This window comes from Pantoea eucrina, assembly GCF_020079945.1.
Taxonomy (GTDB): Bacteria; Pseudomonadota; Gammaproteobacteria; order Enterobacterales; family Enterobacteriaceae; genus Pantoea; species Pantoea eucrina.
Genome location: NZ_CP083448.1, coordinates 1,530,591 through 1,547,414, shown reverse-complemented (window position 1 = coordinate 1,547,414; position 16,824 = coordinate 1,530,591). Strand labels below are relative to the sequence as shown.

At 63.3% G+C, this 16,824-nt stretch carries 16 protein-coding genes; 4 read left to right on the top strand and 12 right to left on the bottom strand.

Annotated features, from left to right (window positions below; translation table 11 throughout):
• Nucleotides 1–17: 17 nt before the first annotated feature.
• The 8 genes from LAC65_RS07280 to LAC65_RS07245 all read right to left on the bottom strand — a co-directional run bounded on the left by LAC65_RS07280 (nt 18) and on the right by LAC65_RS07245 (nt 7,173).
• Nucleotides 18–377, bottom strand: a complete 360-nt coding sequence (locus LAC65_RS07280) for a hypothetical protein (RefSeq protein WP_039384282.1) — start codon at nt 375–377, stop codon at nt 18–20.
• A gap of 104 nt (nt 378–481) precedes the next feature.
• A complete protein-coding gene (pqqF, locus tag LAC65_RS07275; protein WP_039384280.1) occupies nt 482–2,797 on the bottom strand; it encodes a pyrroloquinoline quinone biosynthesis protein PqqF in 2,316 nt (771 codons plus the stop codon).
• A complete protein-coding gene (gene pqqE / locus LAC65_RS07270; protein WP_039384272.1) occupies nt 2,797–3,936 on the bottom strand; it encodes a pyrroloquinoline quinone biosynthesis protein PqqE in 1,140 nt (379 codons plus the stop codon). The genes pqqF and pqqE overlap by 1 nt, the downstream gene beginning before the upstream one ends.
• Nucleotides 3,923–4,201, bottom strand: a complete 279-nt coding sequence (gene pqqD, locus LAC65_RS07265) for a pyrroloquinoline quinone biosynthesis peptide chaperone PqqD (protein WP_039384271.1) — start codon at nt 4,199–4,201, stop codon at nt 3,923–3,925. The genes pqqE and pqqD overlap by 14 nt, the downstream gene beginning before the upstream one ends.
• A gap of 4 nt (nt 4,202–4,205) precedes the next feature.
• Nucleotides 4,206–4,961 (bottom strand): pyrroloquinoline-quinone synthase PqqC, encoded by a 756-nt coding sequence (gene pqqC / locus LAC65_RS07260; protein ID WP_039384270.1) that lies wholly within the window; start codon nt 4,959–4,961, stop codon nt 4,206–4,208.
• Nucleotides 4,955–5,881 (bottom strand): pyrroloquinoline quinone biosynthesis protein PqqB, encoded by a 927-nt coding sequence (gene pqqB / locus LAC65_RS07255; RefSeq protein WP_039384267.1) that lies wholly within the window; start codon nt 5,879–5,881, stop codon nt 4,955–4,957. Before pqqB ends, pqqC begins: the two co-directional genes overlap by 7 nt.
• Nucleotides 5,882–5,936: 55 nt before the next feature.
• Nucleotides 5,937–6,008: a pyrroloquinoline quinone precursor peptide PqqA gene (pqqA, locus tag LAC65_RS07250; RefSeq protein ID WP_010617686.1), complete on the bottom strand. Its 72-nt coding sequence runs from the start codon at nt 6,006–6,008 to the stop codon at nt 5,937–5,939.
• Nucleotides 6,009–6,147: 139 nt separating this feature from the next.
• Nucleotides 6,148–7,173, bottom strand: a complete 1,026-nt coding sequence (locus LAC65_RS07245; protein WP_039384263.1) for a dipeptidase — start codon at nt 7,171–7,173, stop codon at nt 6,148–6,150.
• Nucleotides 7,174–7,323: 150 nt separating this feature from the next.
• Between LAC65_RS07245 and leuA the strand changes: the two genes are divergently transcribed.
• On the top strand, nt 7,324–9,036 hold the full coding sequence (leuA, locus tag LAC65_RS07240; protein ID WP_039384260.1) for a 2-isopropylmalate synthase: 1,713 nt from the start codon (nt 7,324–7,326) through the stop codon (nt 9,034–9,036).
• Here leuA and LAC65_RS07235 read toward each other — a convergent pair.
• Nucleotides 8,957–9,739, bottom strand: a complete 783-nt coding sequence (locus tag LAC65_RS07235) for an AraC family transcriptional regulator (RefSeq protein ID WP_039384257.1) — start codon at nt 9,737–9,739, stop codon at nt 8,957–8,959. The genes leuA and LAC65_RS07235 overlap by 80 nt on opposite strands.
• Nucleotides 9,732–10,604 (bottom strand): NAD(P)-dependent oxidoreductase, encoded by an 873-nt coding sequence (locus tag LAC65_RS07230; RefSeq protein WP_039384255.1) that lies wholly within the window; start codon nt 10,602–10,604, stop codon nt 9,732–9,734. Before LAC65_RS07230 ends, LAC65_RS07235 begins: the two co-directional genes overlap by 8 nt.
• 205 nt (nt 10,605–10,809) lie before the next feature.
• Here LAC65_RS07230 and pqqU point away from each other — a divergent pair, with 205 nt between their 5' ends.
• The gene (pqqU, locus tag LAC65_RS07225) at nt 10,810–12,918 is read left to right on the top strand and encodes a TonB-dependent receptor PqqU (RefSeq protein WP_175540464.1); all 2,109 of its coding nucleotides are present in this window, start codon (nt 10,810–10,812) and stop codon (nt 12,916–12,918) included.
• A 33-nt stretch (nt 12,919–12,951) separates the two neighbouring features.
• On the opposite strand, the gene LAC65_RS07220 is transcribed toward pqqU, so the two are convergent.
• Nucleotides 12,952–13,509, bottom strand: coding sequence for an isochorismatase family protein (locus LAC65_RS07220; RefSeq protein ID WP_039384252.1), 558 nt, complete (start codon nt 13,507–13,509; stop codon nt 12,952–12,954).
• Nucleotides 13,490–14,071, bottom strand: coding sequence for a helix-turn-helix domain-containing protein (locus tag LAC65_RS07215; protein ID WP_039384250.1), 582 nt, complete (start codon nt 14,069–14,071; stop codon nt 13,490–13,492). The genes LAC65_RS07220 and LAC65_RS07215 overlap by 20 nt, the downstream gene beginning before the upstream one ends.
• A gap of 95 nt (nt 14,072–14,166) precedes the next feature.
• Here LAC65_RS07215 and LAC65_RS07210 point away from each other — a divergent pair, with 95 nt between their 5' ends.
• Together LAC65_RS07210 and LAC65_RS07205 are read left to right on the top strand one after the other, a co-directional pair.
• Nucleotides 14,167–15,345 (top strand): benzoate/H(+) symporter BenE family transporter, encoded by a 1,179-nt coding sequence (locus LAC65_RS07210; protein ID WP_039384248.1) that lies wholly within the window; start codon nt 14,167–14,169, stop codon nt 15,343–15,345.
• 150 nt (nt 15,346–15,495) lie between these two features.
• Nucleotides 15,496–16,824: an SrfA family protein gene (locus LAC65_RS07205; protein WP_039384246.1), complete on the top strand. Its 1,329-nt coding sequence runs from the start codon at nt 15,496–15,498 to the stop codon at nt 16,822–16,824.

The window sequence follows — 16,824 nt, the reverse complement described above, 5'->3', positions numbered from 1 at the left end:
CGAAACAGCGTGCGGTGTTATTCCCGGAAGACGCAGAGCGTAAGATGTCGCCGTCGCAGCGGCGGACGGTGCGACTGATGACGCCAGAAGAAAGAGAGGCGTTGCGGAACGGCAAGCGCGGCGACCAGCGCCATGACAAGCATCAGCAGCAGCAGCGCCGCATCAAAGACCGGCGTGCTGGCGCTGAGGGATTTTGCGCTCAGCGCACAGGGCTTGTCACTGCTGGCGGAGGCATCCTGCGCGCCGGACTCACTCAACACGGCAGAGGGGGTAACAGGCTGAACGGGCATACTGAAGCTGCGCTGTACCAGACAAAATGCCAGCACCAGACAGGCGAGTGCCAGGATCCACGTTGCGCGTTGGGGCGATATCATCATGCCGCAGCCTCAGAGAAAAGTGCGGGCATTTTATGTAACGCCGCCGCAAACGCCAAGTTTTGCCGTGTAAACTTTTGTCGGGACAGGCAGCGGCGCCGGCCGGCTCAGTGCCGGTTGATCAGCAGCCGCCAGCGCCGCCGCTGACGCACCAGCCGCCGGAAAAGCTGCTGCATGCGCGGCAGCGTCAGGGCAGAGACCGCCTCAGGCGTCAGGATCGCGCCGCCCGCTTCGCGCCGCAGCAGATCCTGCGCCACCTGCCGGTTAGCGTACGGCTGGCAGCGTTCCCGCAGCGTCTGCTGCCATGCGTGCAGCATTTCGGCATCACACTCGCTCAGCGCCGTCTTCATATCCAGCAGAAAGCGCCGGCAGTGGGCCAGCAGGCGTACCCAGTCGATATCGGGCGACTGCAGTGCAAACAGCAGTCCATCCACATCGGCGCAGCGCTCATAGCGGGCCGTGACCACGTAGCCTATCTGTTGATCCACACGCAGCCGCTGAAAAAAGCGCGGTGCCAGAAACAGCCCCAGCGCCTGCAGCGCCGCCAGGCTGATATCATCCGGCGTCGTCAGGGGGATAAACAGCAGCAGCGCCTGGTCGCGCCCCTGGCAGGCGACGGGCGTAATGCCGCGCCGCAGCGGTGGCGGCGAAGAGGGCGCTATCTGTTGCCTGAGGCTCGCCAGACTCTGGGCGGCGCAGTGATTGAGGTGCCGATCGTGCCCGCACCACGCTGCCTGCCAGCCGCGGACTGCCGCCGGATACAGCAGCTGAAACGGCAGCGTCTGCAGCAGCTGGCGGATAACAATGGTCGCGGGTTCAGGCGGGTCGCCGGCCTCATCCGCTGCGCTCAGCTGCGCCGTGATAGCCGGCAGCAACTGCCAGGCCACGGCGGCGTCGGCCGGAATATCCAGCAGCAGCTGCCAGATCCCCTGCTGCTGCTGCCAGACGCCACGCCCACCCAGATGACGCAGCTCTGCCAGCAATGGCCGCAAACGCCGCTGACAGGCCACTCCTGCGTGGTCAGCCAGCGGCTGGTAGCACGCCGGGCGCAGCAGCAGCGTCTCCGCCGGCTCAACCGGCAGCGCCTGCGGTAACGCGGCTGCGCTGCCGCAAAAACCTGCCGCGGCAGCCTGCAGGGCGCGCGGCGGAAACTGCCAGCGCACCGCCGCCGGTAAGTCACCGCAAAGCACGCTGCTGCTGCAGCGCAGCGTAAATCCCTGCGTGATGCAGGTCAGAGCATCGCTCAGCGGCTGCCGGGTCAGCAGGCGCAGCCGGCCAGCCTGCGTCAGCTGGCGGATCGCCAGGACAAGGTCAGGAGGCAGATCGGCCGCAGGCGCTTCTGCTGCCGCCCGCAGCCGCAGCTGACGCAGCGGCGTCTCAGCGCGGAAGTCGCGCTGCGCCAGCTGCAGATAGTGCTGATGCTGGCGCTGCGTATTGTGCTGCACGGCCTGCAGATGCTGCCAGACGCGCTGCTCTATACGCCGGGTCTGCGCGGGTGAGATCTTCGCTGCACTGAAGCGCAGCGCGAGCAGCGCGTGCCGGGTATCCTGCCACAGCCAGCTGACCTGCAGCGTGTCACACGCGCCCTCACTGCGCAGCTGATGCAGCAGGCCGCCTTCAGCCTCATCGAGCCAGTAGCTGCGCAGCAGAGTGACACTGTCACTAAGTGTGCGATCGAAGGGGGTTAAAAGCGTCAGCCAGAATGCGTTCTCACCCGGCAGCTCAAGCTGCGCGAGCGCATGGCTGCCGGGCTGCCGGGGCACCACCGGCAGCGCCGGTACCTCGCCGCCCGGCAGGCGATCAAAAGCTGCGGCCAGCGTTGCCAGCTCATCCAGCGACTGCGGCCCGGAGAGCCAGAGCTCCAGACTATTTGCCGTAAAGCGGGTCTGATGGAAGTGGCGCAGCGCACGCTGCAGCTCCGTGACGTTGTCACCAAAAGCCGCCCTGCTGCCGGCGCGAAAGCGCCTGAAGCGCCCGCCCAGCGCGTGCAGCAGCGCCGCCTCGCTCAGCGTCTCGCTGTGGCTCTGCAGCAGCTGATACTCAGCATCGATAACGGCGCACTCCTGGCGGATGGCGTCAGGCGCGAGGTTCGGGGCGATCAGCATATCCGCCAGCCGCGTAACGCCGCCTTCCAGCGCGGCGGCCGGCAGCTGAAAAAACCACGCGCTGCGGCTGAGCTGGGTGGTGGCGTTGACCTCGCCGCCCTGTTGCTGCACCCACGGCATCAGGCGCTGGCTGCCACTGAAGCGCGCGCTGTCGCAGAACAGCAGATGTTCGAGCAGATGCGCCAGTCCGGGCCAGCGATCGGGCTCATGCAGGCTGCCGGCCCCGACCTGCACCAGCGCCGCGGCTTCGCGGGCGTCAGGCTGGTGATAAAGGTGGCAGCGCAGGCCGCTGGCCAGCGTCAGGGTGCGCTGCATCATCAGAGACGCTGTTTGACAATCAGCGCAGAGTTGGCCCGGTTGCGGAACTGCAGCTGGGCAATTTTAATATCGCTGCAGTTTGCCTCACGCCGCGCCTCGAGGATCTGCCCGTGATGCGGCGATTTGCTGCAGACCGGATCGGTATTATCAGCGTTACCGGTCAGCATATACGCCTGACAGCGGCAGCCGCCGAAATCTTTCTCTTTCTCATCGCAGGAGCGGCACGGCTCCGGCATCCAGTCAAAGCCGCGGTAGCGGTTAAAACCAAACGAGTCATACCAGATCGACTGCAGGCTCTGCGTCAGTACGGAGGGAAATTCAACCGGCAGCTGGCGCGCGCTGTGACAGGGTAACGCGGTGCCTTCCGGGGTTACGCTGAGGAAGATTGAACCCCACCCGCCCATGCACGGCTTGGGACGCTCTTCATAATAGTCCGGCGTCACAAACAGCAGATTGGTCAGGTTGCCGCTCTCGCTCATGCGCGCCCGGTAGCGCGCCACCGTCTCTTCCGCGCGGGCGATCTGCTCGCGCGTCGGCAGCAGCCCCTCGCGGTTCAGGTGCGCCCAGCCGTAAAACTGGCAGGTTGCCAGCTCAACGTCATCGGCATCCAGCTCGATACAGAGGTCGATGATTTTATCGATCTGATCGATGTTATGGCGATGCAGTACAAAGTTCAGCACCATCGGATAGCCATGCTTTTTCACTGCCCGCGCCATCTCCAGCTTCTGCTGAAACGCTTTTTGCGAGCCAGCCAGCGCGGCGTTCAGCGTTTCATCGCTGGCCTGAAAGCTGATCTGAATATGGTCCAGACCGGCGTCCGCAAAGGCGTCGAGCTTTTTCTCTGTCAGGCCAATGCCGGAGGTGATCAGGTTGGTGTAAAAGCCAAGGTCGCGCGCGGCGCGGATCAGCTCGGGCAGATCTTTGCGTACCAGCGGCTCGCCGCCGGAGAAGCCGAGCTGTACGCTACCCATGGCACGCGCCTGGCTGAACACCTCAATCCACTGTTCGGTGGTCAGCTCTTTCTCCTGCTGCGCAAAATCGAGCGGATTAGAGCAGTAAGGACACTGCAGCGGGCAGCGATAGGTCAGCTCCGCCAGCAGCCAGAGCGGCGCATTGACGGCAGGTTTATTCGGGTTCACGACACTGGATCCATTTCTGTTCAACGGCTGACTGCAGGAAATCTTTCACGTCGTCGCCGACGCCGCCAGCCTCGGGAAAACGGGCGTCAAGCGTGCTGACGATCGCGGCCACATCCTGCTTACCGGTCACCAGCTCCAGGATGGCCGCTGCCGTTTCATTCAGTTTCGCCATGCCTTCCGGATAGAGCACGACGTGGCTCTGCTGCGCGGCTTCCCACTGCAGACGATAACCGCGCCGGAAAGCGGGGATCAGGGTATCTTTCATGCGCTTACACCAGTCTTGTTGTGTGCCAGGCCGCCCGATCGGTGACCGTATGATAAGGCGGACGCTGCAGCACATAGGCCATAGTCATGGCGTCAAGCATCGTCCAGAGAATATCGAGTTTAAACTGCAGGATCTCCAGCATGCGGTTCTGCTGTTCCGCCGTGGTAAAGCGCTCCAGCGCCAGCGCCAGCCCGTGCTCAACGTCGCGGTTAGCCTGGCTCAGGCGGCTGCGGAAGTAGAAATACCCCTCCTCTTTGATCCACGGATAGTGCTGCGGCCAGCTGTCGAGGCGCGACTGATGGATCTGCGGCGCAAACAGCTCGGTCAGGGAACTGCACGCCGCTTCCTGCCAGTCAGCGCGCCGGGCAAAATTGAGATAGGCGTCAACGGCAAACCGTACGCCGGGCAGCACGTGCTGCTCCGACAGCAGCGCCTCACGCGTCAGGCCTACTGCCTCACCCAGCTGCAGCCAGGCTTCAATGCCGCCATCGCCATCGTGACTGCCGTCGTGATCGAGAATGCGCTGTACCCACTTACGCCGCGTGGCCGGATCGGGGCAGTTGGCCATGATCGCGGCATCTTTCAGCGGAATGGTGGTCTGGTAATAGAAACGGTTTGCGACCCAGCCCTGGATCTGCTCGCGCGTTGCCTCACCGTTATGCATCGCTTTATGGTAAGGGTGATGAATATGGTAGTAAGCGCCTTTGGCGCGCAGCGCCTGTTCAAACGCCTCGGGGGTCAGAGCGTCGGTGATCACGATGCGGACTCCTGCAGATGGATCGCCATCCCGTCCTGGCTCACTTCAATGCCCTGCTGCGTCAGAAACTGGCGCTGCGGCGAGTGTTCGTCGAGGATCGGATTGGTGTTGTTAATATGAATAAGAATTTTGCGCTTTGCCGGCAGCGCGGCCAGTAGCGCCATCAGGCCCTGCTCTTCAGCCAGTGCCAGATGGCCCATCGCACGCCCGGTATTTTTGCCGACGCCGGTGGTCAGCAGTTCATCATCCTGCCAGACGGTGCCGTCAATCAGCAGGCAGTCCGCTTTCTGCAGCCACGGCATGATCACCCCATCCGGTTCGCCCAGACCCGGCGCATAGAGCAGCGTCTGTCCGCTGGCGCGGTTTTCTATAAACAGCGCCACGTTGTGCCCCGGCAGCGGCCGGTCGCGGTACGGAGAGTAAGGGGGGGCGTTGCTGAGAATCGGGATCGCAGTAAACTGCAGATCGGGACAGACCGCCACGCTGAACGGCTCAAGCGGCGTCAGCGCATGATGCTTCAGGCCGCCGTTCCAGTGCTGCAGCATGGTAAAGACAGGAAAACCGCTGGTAAGGTCGGCATGCACTTCAGGGGTGCACCATACCTGATGCGGGCAGCCTTCGCGCAGGCTGAGCAGCCCGGTGGTGTGGTCAATCTGACTGTCGGTCAGAATAATACTGCCGATCGCGGTGCCGCGCAGCACCCCTTTTTTCACCAGCTCAGGCGTCTGCGCAATCTGCTGACTGATATCAGGCGAGGCGTTGCATAACACCCAATTTTCTCCGTCATCACTGACGATAATTGAGGACTGGGTGCGCGCCTGCGCCTGAATGGTGCCGTTACGCAGACCGCTGCAGTTGGCGCAGTTACAGTTCCACTGCGGAAAGCCACCGCCTGCCGCTGAACCGAGAACTTTAATAAACATGTGAAAGACCGAAGCAGAAAAAGAGAATGCCCGCACGAGCGGCGGGCAGAGAGTCTTAGCGGTTGGAGATGTACAGTGTCACTTCCAGGCCCAGACGCAGGTCAACAAACTCAGGTTTTTTCCACATAGTGTTCTTCCTCATCAATGAAAACGCAGAGCAGGCTCTGCCATAAATGCCGCTGGCGACTGCAGGCAGTACACCAGGCGCGGCGATGTTGCGCCAATGTCGCGCGGAGATCAACCCTGATTCATCAGGGAAACGCGGTTCAGGCCTGCCAGATCTGACGCAGCACGCGCTGCCAGTTGCCCCACGCGAGCTGTTCAGTCAATGCCTGATCATAGCCGAGACTTTGCAATAGCGCATAGAGCCGCGGTAAACCGGTAACATCTTTTAACGTCGCCGGTACGCTGATGCCGTCAAAATCCGATCCCAGCGCCACGTGATCGCGGCCCATAATAGCGATCAGATGCGCGGCGTGTTTAACAATTTCCGTCAGCGCGGTGCTGTCATCGCGTTTTCCGTCACTGCGCAGGAAGGCGTTGCCGAAATTTATCCCCACCACGCCGCCGCTGTCGCGAATGGCGCGCAGCTGATCGTCAGTCAGATTGCGCGGCTGTGCGCAGAGCGCGTGCGCGTTGGAGTGCGTGGCGACCAGCGGCAGCGTGCTGAGCCGCGCCGTCTGCCAGAAGGCTTTTTCATTCATATGCGAGAGATCGATAACCATACGCTGCTGACAGGCCAGCGTAATCAGCTGCTCCCCCTCCTCCGTCAGCCCGTCACCGCTGTCGGGCGATCCGGGAAACGCGCCGGTGACGCCGTGACCAAAGCGGTTAGGCAGATTCCAGAATGGCCCGATGCTGCGTACGCCAGCCTGATAAAACGCCTGCAGATCTGCGCCGGCACCGTCGAAACCGTCGGCGCCTTCGATATGCGCCACCAGCGCCAGTACGCCATCGCGCCGGCAGGCGGCAATCTCCTCCGCGTTCAGGCAGAGCCGGGCGCGTCCGCCTGATTCCGCCGCCAGCGTTTTCAGAATCGCGAGCTGCTGCCAGAGAATGGTGAGCGGCGGCAGCTGCTCCCCGGCGCGCTCAGGCGCCACCTCGCTGAGATAGCCAGCCGGGGGCACAAACAGCGCAAACAGCCCGCCGCCAAAGCCGCCCTGCTGCATGCGCGGAAAGTCGAGATGCCCGGTTTCTGTACCGGAGAAAAATGCGCGCGCCGGATCGTCGCGATGATGCAGCCAGAGCCGCAGTAACAGGTCGTTGTGACCGTCGAACGTAATAAATGACATAGCCTGCCTGAGCCGGAAACCGTGCCGCTATGCTACGCGCCCGCACCGCTTTCGCCAACCTGTCCGTTTTGCACGCGTGGTTGTCCGCTACGCGCAGGCGGGCAGCGATCCACCTGCGCCACACTACAGGCTCTGCTAAAGGAGACGACGATGCTGACTCACCCTGCTGATAAATATTACCCGACCCCTGTGCTGCCGCTGGCCGATCGCCAGTGGCCGTCGCGCCAGCTCACTCACGCGCCGCGCTGGCTCTCAACGGATCTGCGCGACGGCAACCAGGCGCTGGCGGTGCCGATGGACAGCGCCCGCAAGCTGGCGTTCTGGCAGCTGCTGCTGCGCTGCGGCTTCAGCGAAATTGAGGTGGCCTTTCCTGCCGCATCGCAGACCGACTATGCGTTTGTGCGGGAACTGATCGAGAAAGATCACATTCCGCCCCATGTCACCATTCAGGTGCTCACCCAGGCGCGCAGCGATCTGATCGATCGCACGTTCGACGCGCTGACGGGCGTCCGGCAGGCGATTGTTCATCTCTACAACGCCACCGCCCCGCTGTTTCGCGAGCGTGTGTTCTGCCAGAGCAAAGCGGAGATTGTCGCCCTGGCGTGCAGCGCCGCCCGCCAGATCCGCGACCGCTGTGCCGCGCAGCCTGATACGGCGTGGACGTTTCAGTATTCACCGGAAACGTTCTGCTTTACCGAGCCGGACTTTGCGCTGGAGATTTGTGAAGCGGTAGCGGCGATCTGGCAGCCTGGCCCGCAGCGACCGATGATTATCAACCTGCCCGCCACGGTGGAAGTGAACACCCCTAACGTCTACGCCGATCAGATTGAATACTTCTGCCGCCACTTTAGCCAGCGTGCGGCGGTGACCATCAGCGTACATCCGCACAACGATCGCGGTACCGGCACCGCCTGCGCCGAGCTGGCGCTACTGGCGGGGGCCGATCGCGTCGAGGGCTGCCTGTTTGGCAACGGCGAGCGCACCGGCAACGTTGATCTGGTGACGCTGGCGCTGAATCTCTACACCCAGGGCGTGGCGCCGGGGCTTGATTTCAGCGATATGCAGCAGGTGATTGAGACGGTGACGGCGTGTAATCAGCTGCCGCTGCATCCGCGCCACCCTTATGCCGGTGAGCTGGTCTTTACCGCCTTTTCCGGCTCCCATCAGGACGCCATCCGCAAAGGCTTTGCCGAACGTGCAGCGCGGCAGGAAACCCGCTGGCAGATCCCCTACCTGCCGCTCGATCCGCGCGACATTGGCTGCAGCTATGAAGCGGTGATCCGGGTCAACAGCCAGTCGGGCAAAGGCGGCAGTGCCTGGCTGCTGGAACAGAACCACGGACTGCAGCTGCCGCGCGCGCTACAGCAGGATTTCAGCCAGCGGGTGCAGCAGCAGACTGACACGAACGGCGGCGAGATGACGCATCATGCCCTCTGGCAGCTGTTCTGCCACCACTACGGCCTGACGCAGCCGGCGCGCCAGCTTGACACGGCGGAGAGCCAGAGTGACGAACGGACAACGTGTATCCGCCTGCAGTTTACGACGGCATCGGGCGGGCGCATGCTGAATGGCAGCGGTAACGGCCTGCTTTCCGCCGCCGTCAGCGCGCTGCAGCAGCACTACGGGCGCGCAATCGCCATTGAGGATTACCATGAACATACGCTGGGTAAACGCAGCGACAGTCGCTCGGTTGCCTATATCTGCTGTACTGACGCAAACGGCAAACGCGCCTGGGGGGTGGGAATCGACAGTGACGTAACGCGCGCCTCGCTGCAGGCGCTGCTCAATGCGGCGAACGCCTTTCTGCCGGCGGAAAGTAGCCCGCCGGTGAAACGCCCAGCACGCGGCGAAACATCGCGCTGAACGCACCCGGACTCTCGTAGCCGAGATCCAGCGCCACCCGCAACACGCTCTCTCCCTGTGCCAGCCGCATCAGCGCCTGGCTCAGCCGGGCGCGCCGCAGCCAGTCGCCAAAGCGCAGTCCGGTTTCGCGGCTGAAATGGCGCGACAGCGTGCGCTCTGCCACGCAGAGTTCCGCCGCGGCCTGCGTCAGCGTCCACGGCTCTCCGGCGTTCTGCTGGATCCGGGTACAGAGCGCCAGCAGGCGCGGGCTTTGCGGCATCGGCAGGTCAAACGGCAGCACATTCATCACCCTGATCTCATCGAGGATCAGCTCATAAATGCGTTCGCTGCGGCTGCCGGGAGAGTAGCCCTCCGGCAGCGACAGCGCGCTCACGATCAGTTCACGCAGCAGCGCGGAGATCTGCACCACCTGACAGCTGGCCGGCAGATCAGCGCGCGCCAGCGGATCGATAAACAGCGTGCGGGCAGCGACCTGGCCGCCCGTCTGCAGCGCATGCCGCGTGCCGGCTGGCAGCCAGACCCCGCGGCTGGGCGGCACCATCCAGCTGCCGTGCGCCGTCTCCACCCGTATCACGCCGCTCAGAGTATGGATCAGCTGCGCACAGGTGTGATAGTGCCACGGCTCGCGGGCACCGTGCGCGTAATCGTGCGCAAAGGGTATCAGCGGGCGCCGGGAAAAATCGAAGCTTATCTGTTTACTCATCTCCGCGCTTCAGCCAGGCGTAGACGGAGGCCAGATCCTGTTCGCCGTAGCCCGCCTCCACTGCCTGCTGCCAGAGCTGCGCAATGTTCTCCAGCGCCGGCAGCCGGGTCTCTCCCGCCGCCTCCAGCGCCAGTTTCGCATCCTTCAGTGCCCAGGTAAGCTGCATCTGCGGGGTGTAGTCGTCGCTGGCAATCGCGCCGAGTTTGACCTTCGCGTAGGGGGCCGCCAGCGGACCGCCCTCCAGCACCTGCCACAGATCGTCAGTGCTGAAACCAAACTGCTCTGCCAGCCGCGTGCTCTCGGCCAGGCTCTGCATCAGGCCAATCAGCCAGCTGTTCACCACCAGCTTCATGCGCGAGCTGGCGCCCGCCTCGCCCAGCCACTGCGTGCCTTTGCCGATCGCGGCAAACACCTGTTCTGCATCCTCAGCCCGCGTGCGGTCACCGCTGGCCAGCACCAGAATCTGGGCGTTTTCCGCTGGCGCTTTGGTGCCGGAGACCGGCGCATCAATAACGTTGATATCGGGACGCGCCGCGGCGATCTGTGCGATCAGCGCGTCGGTTGCCGCGACGCCAATGGTGCCCATCTGTACCAGAGTGGCATTCTGCTTCAGCACCGGCGCGATGCGCGCCGCCACGTCGCAGGTGGTATCTCCATCGGCCAGCATCGTGATCACCACATCCGCCTGCGCAGCAGCAGCTTCCGCGCTGCCGCTCAGCTGCAGGCCTGCCGCCTCCAGATCTTCTCCTTTAGACCGGGTACGATTCCAGCCCTGCACGCGAAACCCTTTTTTCAGTAAGCTGGCGGCGAACGCATGGCCCATCGCTCCCAGACCCAGTACGGCTACAACCGGTTGCTGACGCATTTTCTCTCCTGATGATGTAAGCACTTCTCTTTACAGTGACAGAAAGCGTAGTACGCAGCCAGAGGTGCGTGGCGCGACGATAACGTTTTCATCATACCGGCCACGATCCGCGCGGTTTTTTACGCTTTTCAATCAAATGACATAACCGGTAACATACCGCTCACTGAGCTTTTCTGATTTCTCTCTTTTTCTGACGGTTTTGATTATGAATATTGCTTTACTGCGTCAGGCGCTGCTGCTGCCGGCGCTCCTGCCGCTGCCGCTGCTCGCCGCAGATAACGCAGAGCGTACGCTGGTGGTCAGCGCGGCACCCGCGGCCAGCGGCCTCTCTGAACTCGATACGCCCGCTGCGGTAAGCGTCGTGAGCGGCGAGGATATGCGCCGGGCCGCGCCGCGCGTCAATCTGTCAGAGAACCTCGCCAGCGTGCCTGGCCTGCAGATCCTCAACCGGCAGAACTACGCCCAGGATCTGCAGCTCTCGGTGCGCGGCTTTGGCTCGCGCTCAACGTTTGGCGTACGCGGCGTTCGTCTTTACGTCGACGGTATCCCCGCTACCATGCCGGACGGCCAGGGGCAGACATCGAATATCGATATCGGCTCGGTGGCGCACGTGGACGTGCTGCGCGGCCCCTTTTCAGCGCTCTATGGCAACGCATCAGGCGGCGTGATTAACGTTGAAACCGCCAGCGGCGAACAGCCCCCTGTGCTGGAAGCGGGCAGCTGGTACGGCAGCTTTGGCAGCTGGCGCAACAGCATAAAGGCCAGCGGTGCGACGGGAGACGGCACGCAGCCGGGCGACGTCAGCTACACCCTTTCCGCTTCACGGTTTACCACCCACGGTTATCGCGACCACAGCGCCGCACAGAAAAACCTCGGTAACGCAAAGCTCGGCGTGCGCATTGATGAGGTGAGTACCCTGACGCTGCTGTTTAACAGCGTGCATCTGGAGGCGCAGGATCCGGGCGGCCTGACCGACGCACAGTGGCGCGATAATCCGCGTCAGGTTGCCAGTAATGTCTCTCTCTATGACGCCCGCAAAAGCGTGGATCAGACCCAGGCGGGCGTGCGCTATCAGCGCGAGATGAGCGAGCATGACGACCTGAGCCTGATGCTCTGGGCCGGCGAGCGTGAAACCACGCAGTATCAGTCCATTCCGGTTGTGGCGCAGAACAGACCCGGTCATCCCGGCGGCGTGATTGCGCTGACGCGCCACTATCAGGGTATCGATACGCGCTGGACCCATCGCGACGCGCTGTTCAGCGTGCCGGTGACGCTGACCGGCGGTCTCGACTATGAGACCATGACGGAAAAGCGCAAGGGCTACCGCAATTTTACCCCGGACGGCACGCTGGGCGTGCAGGGCGAGCGCCGCCGCGATGAGCGCAACCGGATCTGGAACCTCGATCCCTATTTACAGAGCGCCTGGCAGCTGACGGACGCGTGGTCGCTGGATGCGGGCGTGCGCTTCAGCACGGTCAACTTTACCTCGGACGATCGCTACGTTACCGAAAGCGATCCCGACGACAGCGGCAGCCGTCGCTATCACCGCTGGCTGCCGGCCGCCGCGCTGAATTACGCTATCGATTCGGGCTGGAACGCTTACCTCTCCGCCGGACGCGGCTTCGAGACCCCCACGCTGAATGAGCTCTCCTATCGCACCCGCGGTACCAGCGGCCTGAACCTGGATCTGCAGCCCGCCACCAGCGAGACGCTGGAACTCGGCACGAAAAAACGCCTCGGCAACGGCCTGCTCAGCGCCGCGCTGTTTCAGACCGATACCCGCAATGAGATTGTTTCAGCCGGCAGCTATGAAGGACGCTCAACCTTTAAAAACGCCGGTGAGACGCGCCGCCGCGGCCTGGAGCTGGCGTTCGATCAGCAGATTAGCTATGACTGGCAGCTGAAAGCGGCGTGGACGCTGCTGGACGCCCGTTACCGCAGTAACGCCTGCGGTGACGAGAGCTGTCGCGGCCATCGTATTCCGGGCATTGCGCGTAACATGGCCTATGCAGGCATAGCGTATGCGCCGGAACAGGGCTTTTACGCCGGGGCTGACGTGCGCTATCTGAGCGATATTGCGGCCAATGACGAGAACAGCGTGCGGGCACCCGCCTACACGCTGGCCGGTCTGAACAGCGGCTACAAGTGGCACATCAGCGACTGGACGCTGGATCTGTTTGGCCGCGTGGATAACCTGCTGGATCGCCACTATATCGGCTCGGTGATTGTGAATGAGAGCAACGGACGCTACTACGAACCGGCGCCGGGTCGTAATTACAGCGCCGGTCTTAATGTAAGCTACACCTTTAACTGACCGCCCGGTGCCTAAATCAGGCACCGGCAGGCCTTACTCCGCCAGCAGCGCCAGTACCTCTGCGGTGCTGCCGGTCTCACCCAGACGCGGAAAAATGCGCGTGACGCTGTTTTCATGCGTGTGCGCATCGAGGCAGGTCATGGCGTCGGTGGCCAGCGTCACGTTATAGCCGAGCGCATACGCCTCGCGCGCGGTCGACTCTACGCCAATGCTGGTGGCAATGCCGCACACCACCACCTGCGTGACGCCGCGCTGCTGCAGCTGCGCGTGCAGGTCGGTCTGATGAAATGCACCCCAGGTTTTTTTCGTGATGCAGATGTCATCCGCTTGCGGCTGCATCTCCGGCACCAGATCTGCCCAGTCGGCAGGTAAATCAGCGTCATGGCGCGGCATCTCATTGCGCCCCGGCGCGCCGCCCGCGACGTTAACCCGTACGACCGGCAGACTGCGCGCGTGAAACGCGCCAGCCAGCTCACCGGCGCGCGCAATCACGTCGTCAGCGCTCAGCGGTGCCACCGGCAGACGGACAATGCCGTGCTGCAGGTCAATGATAATCAGGGCGGTGTGTGCATCAAGCGTGGTTAGTGCCATGGGGACTCCTCGTCAGTTCGTTAGCAGAGAGATAGTGTATCAGACTGTGGAAACGCAGCGGCGTGGCGAGCGGATTCGCGTAACTGTGCGGTTTATCGGCGGCAAACTGATACGCCTCACCCGCCCGCAGCCGCTGCGCGCCCTGCTCCAGGCCCAGCAGCAGCTCGCCCTCCAGCACCACCACCTGTTCAATGACCCCGGCCTCGTGGGCAGAGGAGCTGCTCTGCGCGCCGCCGGCGAGCGTCACCTCAAGCAGATCAACCCCTACCCGGCTATCAAACGGCAGCAGCGGGCGAACCTGCATCTGTGCGCTGGCCTCGCTGAATACCGTGGTGCTGGCGGAGTGTGGCGCGCTGCCGTGGATAAAGCGGGAGAATGGCACGTTGAAGCCGGTCACGATCTTCCACAGCGTAGCTACCGTGGGGCTCGATTCGCCGCGCTCAATCTGTCCCAGCATCGCTTTACTGACGCCGGTACGGGCGGCCGCCAGCGTCAGGCTCCAGCCCCGCTCCTGACGCAGCTGCTTCAGCGTCTGGCCTAACTCGTGTTGCAGATTATCCATATCGTCTCCTGAAAGCGTACCCTCCAGTGTATCACTTGTCGCGGCAGGGCACGCGTGCCACAATGTGCGTTATAACGCACAACAGGACGTTTTCTATGCATCTGGCTGACACCCGCTCTCTCCCGTTTATTCCGCTGCTGGTCGCCGGTTTTGTCGCCGTGCTGGTCGGCTACAGCAGCAGCGCTGCCATTATCTGGCAGGCGGCGCAGGCGGCGGGAGCCACACCGGCGCAGACCGCCGGCTGGTTTACCATGCTGGGGCTGGCGATGGGGGTGGCCACGCTGGCGCTCTCGCTGCGCACCCGCCTGCCGGTTATTGCGGCCTGGTCAACGCCGGGTGCAGCGCTGCTGGCGACCAGCGTGGAGGGGCTGAACCTGAATGAGGTCATCGGGGTGTTTGTGGCGGTTAACCTGCTGATCCTGCTGAGCGGCGTAACCGGGATATTTGCCCGGCTGATGCGCTTTATTCCGCCCGCGCTCGCGGCGGCGATGCTGGCGGGTATTTTACTGCGCTACGGCATCGGCACCTTTACCGGCCTGGAAAGCAACGCCGTGCTGTGCGGCACCATGTGCCTGGTCTGGCTACTCTGTCGCCGCTGGCTGCCGCGCTACGCCATTATTCTGGCGCTGATCGCCGGGGCGGGCGTCACACTGCTTCAGCAAAGCGTGATCCTGCCGCCGGACTCCTTCAGCTTTGCCCTGCCGGCATTTGTGATGCCGCACTTTACGCTTGCCGCTCTGACCGGCGTCGCGCTGCCCTGTTTTCTTATCACCATGGCCTCACAGAATGCGCCCGGTATCGCCACGCTGCAGGCGCACGGCTATCAGCCGCCGGTCTCCATGCTGACCAGCTGGACCGGGGCCATCGCGCTGCTCTGCTCGCCGTTTGGCGGCTTTTCGGTCTGCGTGGGGGCGATCTCAGCCGCTATCTGTATGGGCGATGAGGTCGACCCCGATCCGGCGCGCCGCTGGATCGCCGCCGTCTGCGCCGGGGGGTTCTATCTGCTGGCCGGGCTGTGCGGCGCGCTGATTGCAGCGCTGCTCGGCGCGCTGCCCGCCGTGCTGATTGCGACGCTGGCGGGTCTTGCGCTGCTTAATACCCTCGCCGGCAGTTTGCAGCGCGCGCTGCAGGAGCCGGATCAGCGCGACAGCGCCATTATTACCGTGATGATCACCGCCAGCGGCATCTCTCTGGCCGGTATCGGCTCCGCCTTCTGGGGCATGGCGGGCGGCGTGCTGGTCCATCTGCTGCTGACCGCTCGTCGCCGCGGTTAATCCGTAACCACTTCATACCGGAGCCGGGGAAAAACAGCCTGTTTACCCCCTCTTTTCGCGCCTTTGATTTTCCGTATTTGGCTTAAGATCACTTTTACGCCATCAATACACGATGTTTTGCACGTGACCTCCATCGATAAGGGCCAACGAGTGGCAAAAACTTTTCTGCGCAGCGGCAAGCTGGATTCGGTACTGGCTCTGGGTGAGAGCGGCCAGCCGGTATGGATCTCCGCGCTGCAAATTCGCGAAACGCTGCGGCTGCGTCATCAGGATGCGCTCGCCAGCTGTCTCGCTATTCCGCAAGCCAGCGACAGCGGCGATCGCCTTGACTGGTACGCCCCGCACGCGGGTAAGGTCAAATCCTGGCTCGCCGCCAGCGACAGCGAGCGGCGCCGGGCGCTGGAGCTGCTGACGCAGTACCAGCAGGCGCTGCAGGCGCTGAGCGAACGCGCGCGCGCGGCGGACAAGCCGGCGCTGCGTCTGTTTGGTGCGCTGCTGGGCAAAAGCTTTCAGTTTCCCGATCAGCAATATGTCTATCTGGTTGATGCTAAACCGGTGATCACCTTCTGGGGCTTTGTGGATCCGCTGGCGCGCACGCGCGATGACGCCCTTGCCTGCCTGCGCGACACGCTGGAGCTGACGCTGCCGGCGCTGGTAGCAGAACCTGAGCCCTCCGTCATACCGGAGCCGGTGCGTACTGAACCGGTTGCTGAGCCTGAACCAGAAACTAAACCTGAACCTGAAGCCGTTACGGCGTCTGAGCCGGTATCGCCTGAGGCACCGCCGGTGGCAGAACCGGCAGCGCCCGCTCCGGTCCGCCGCCCGTCCCGCCTGCGCCCGCTTGCCCTGCTGCTGCCGGCGGCGGCAGTAGCCGCGGGCGTCACGCTCTGGATGCAGCGCAGCGAAACGCCTGCGCCCGCGGCTGACCTGACGGCAGCCGTAGCCCCCGCCCCGGTCAGCGCGCCGGTTCTGCCCGGCGTACTGGTCAAAGCTGCGACGCTCTCCGCGACGCTGCCGCAGCGTATGGCTGCGGCTCCCGCGGCACCGGCGGACGCCGCACCGCCAGAAATTGTGGCGGAACATACCGAAGCGGCAAAGGCGGATGACCTGGTTATGACCACGGATGACGCCCGCCTCGGCTCGGTGAAATTTATCGACGGCACCTGGCGCGTGACGCTGCGGCAGACCAACCTGCCTACCGGCAAACCACCCAGCCTGCGTTATAAAATCCGCAACGGCAAAGGCACCGCCTGGATCAGTCAGGGCGATAATATTCGCTGTAAAGCGGATATCACCGCTGCGATGACCAGCGCCGGAACCATGGTGGTACGCAGCCGCTATACCGCCAGCTGCAGCGACAAGTCGCGCTATCGCATGCCGGAGCTGATATGCAAAGCGGGCGACGGTATTGCCAGCTGTAACGCACAGTATGGGGCTGAACAGGCCTTCCCGTTGACGATTAAGCGTGAGAGTAAGTAA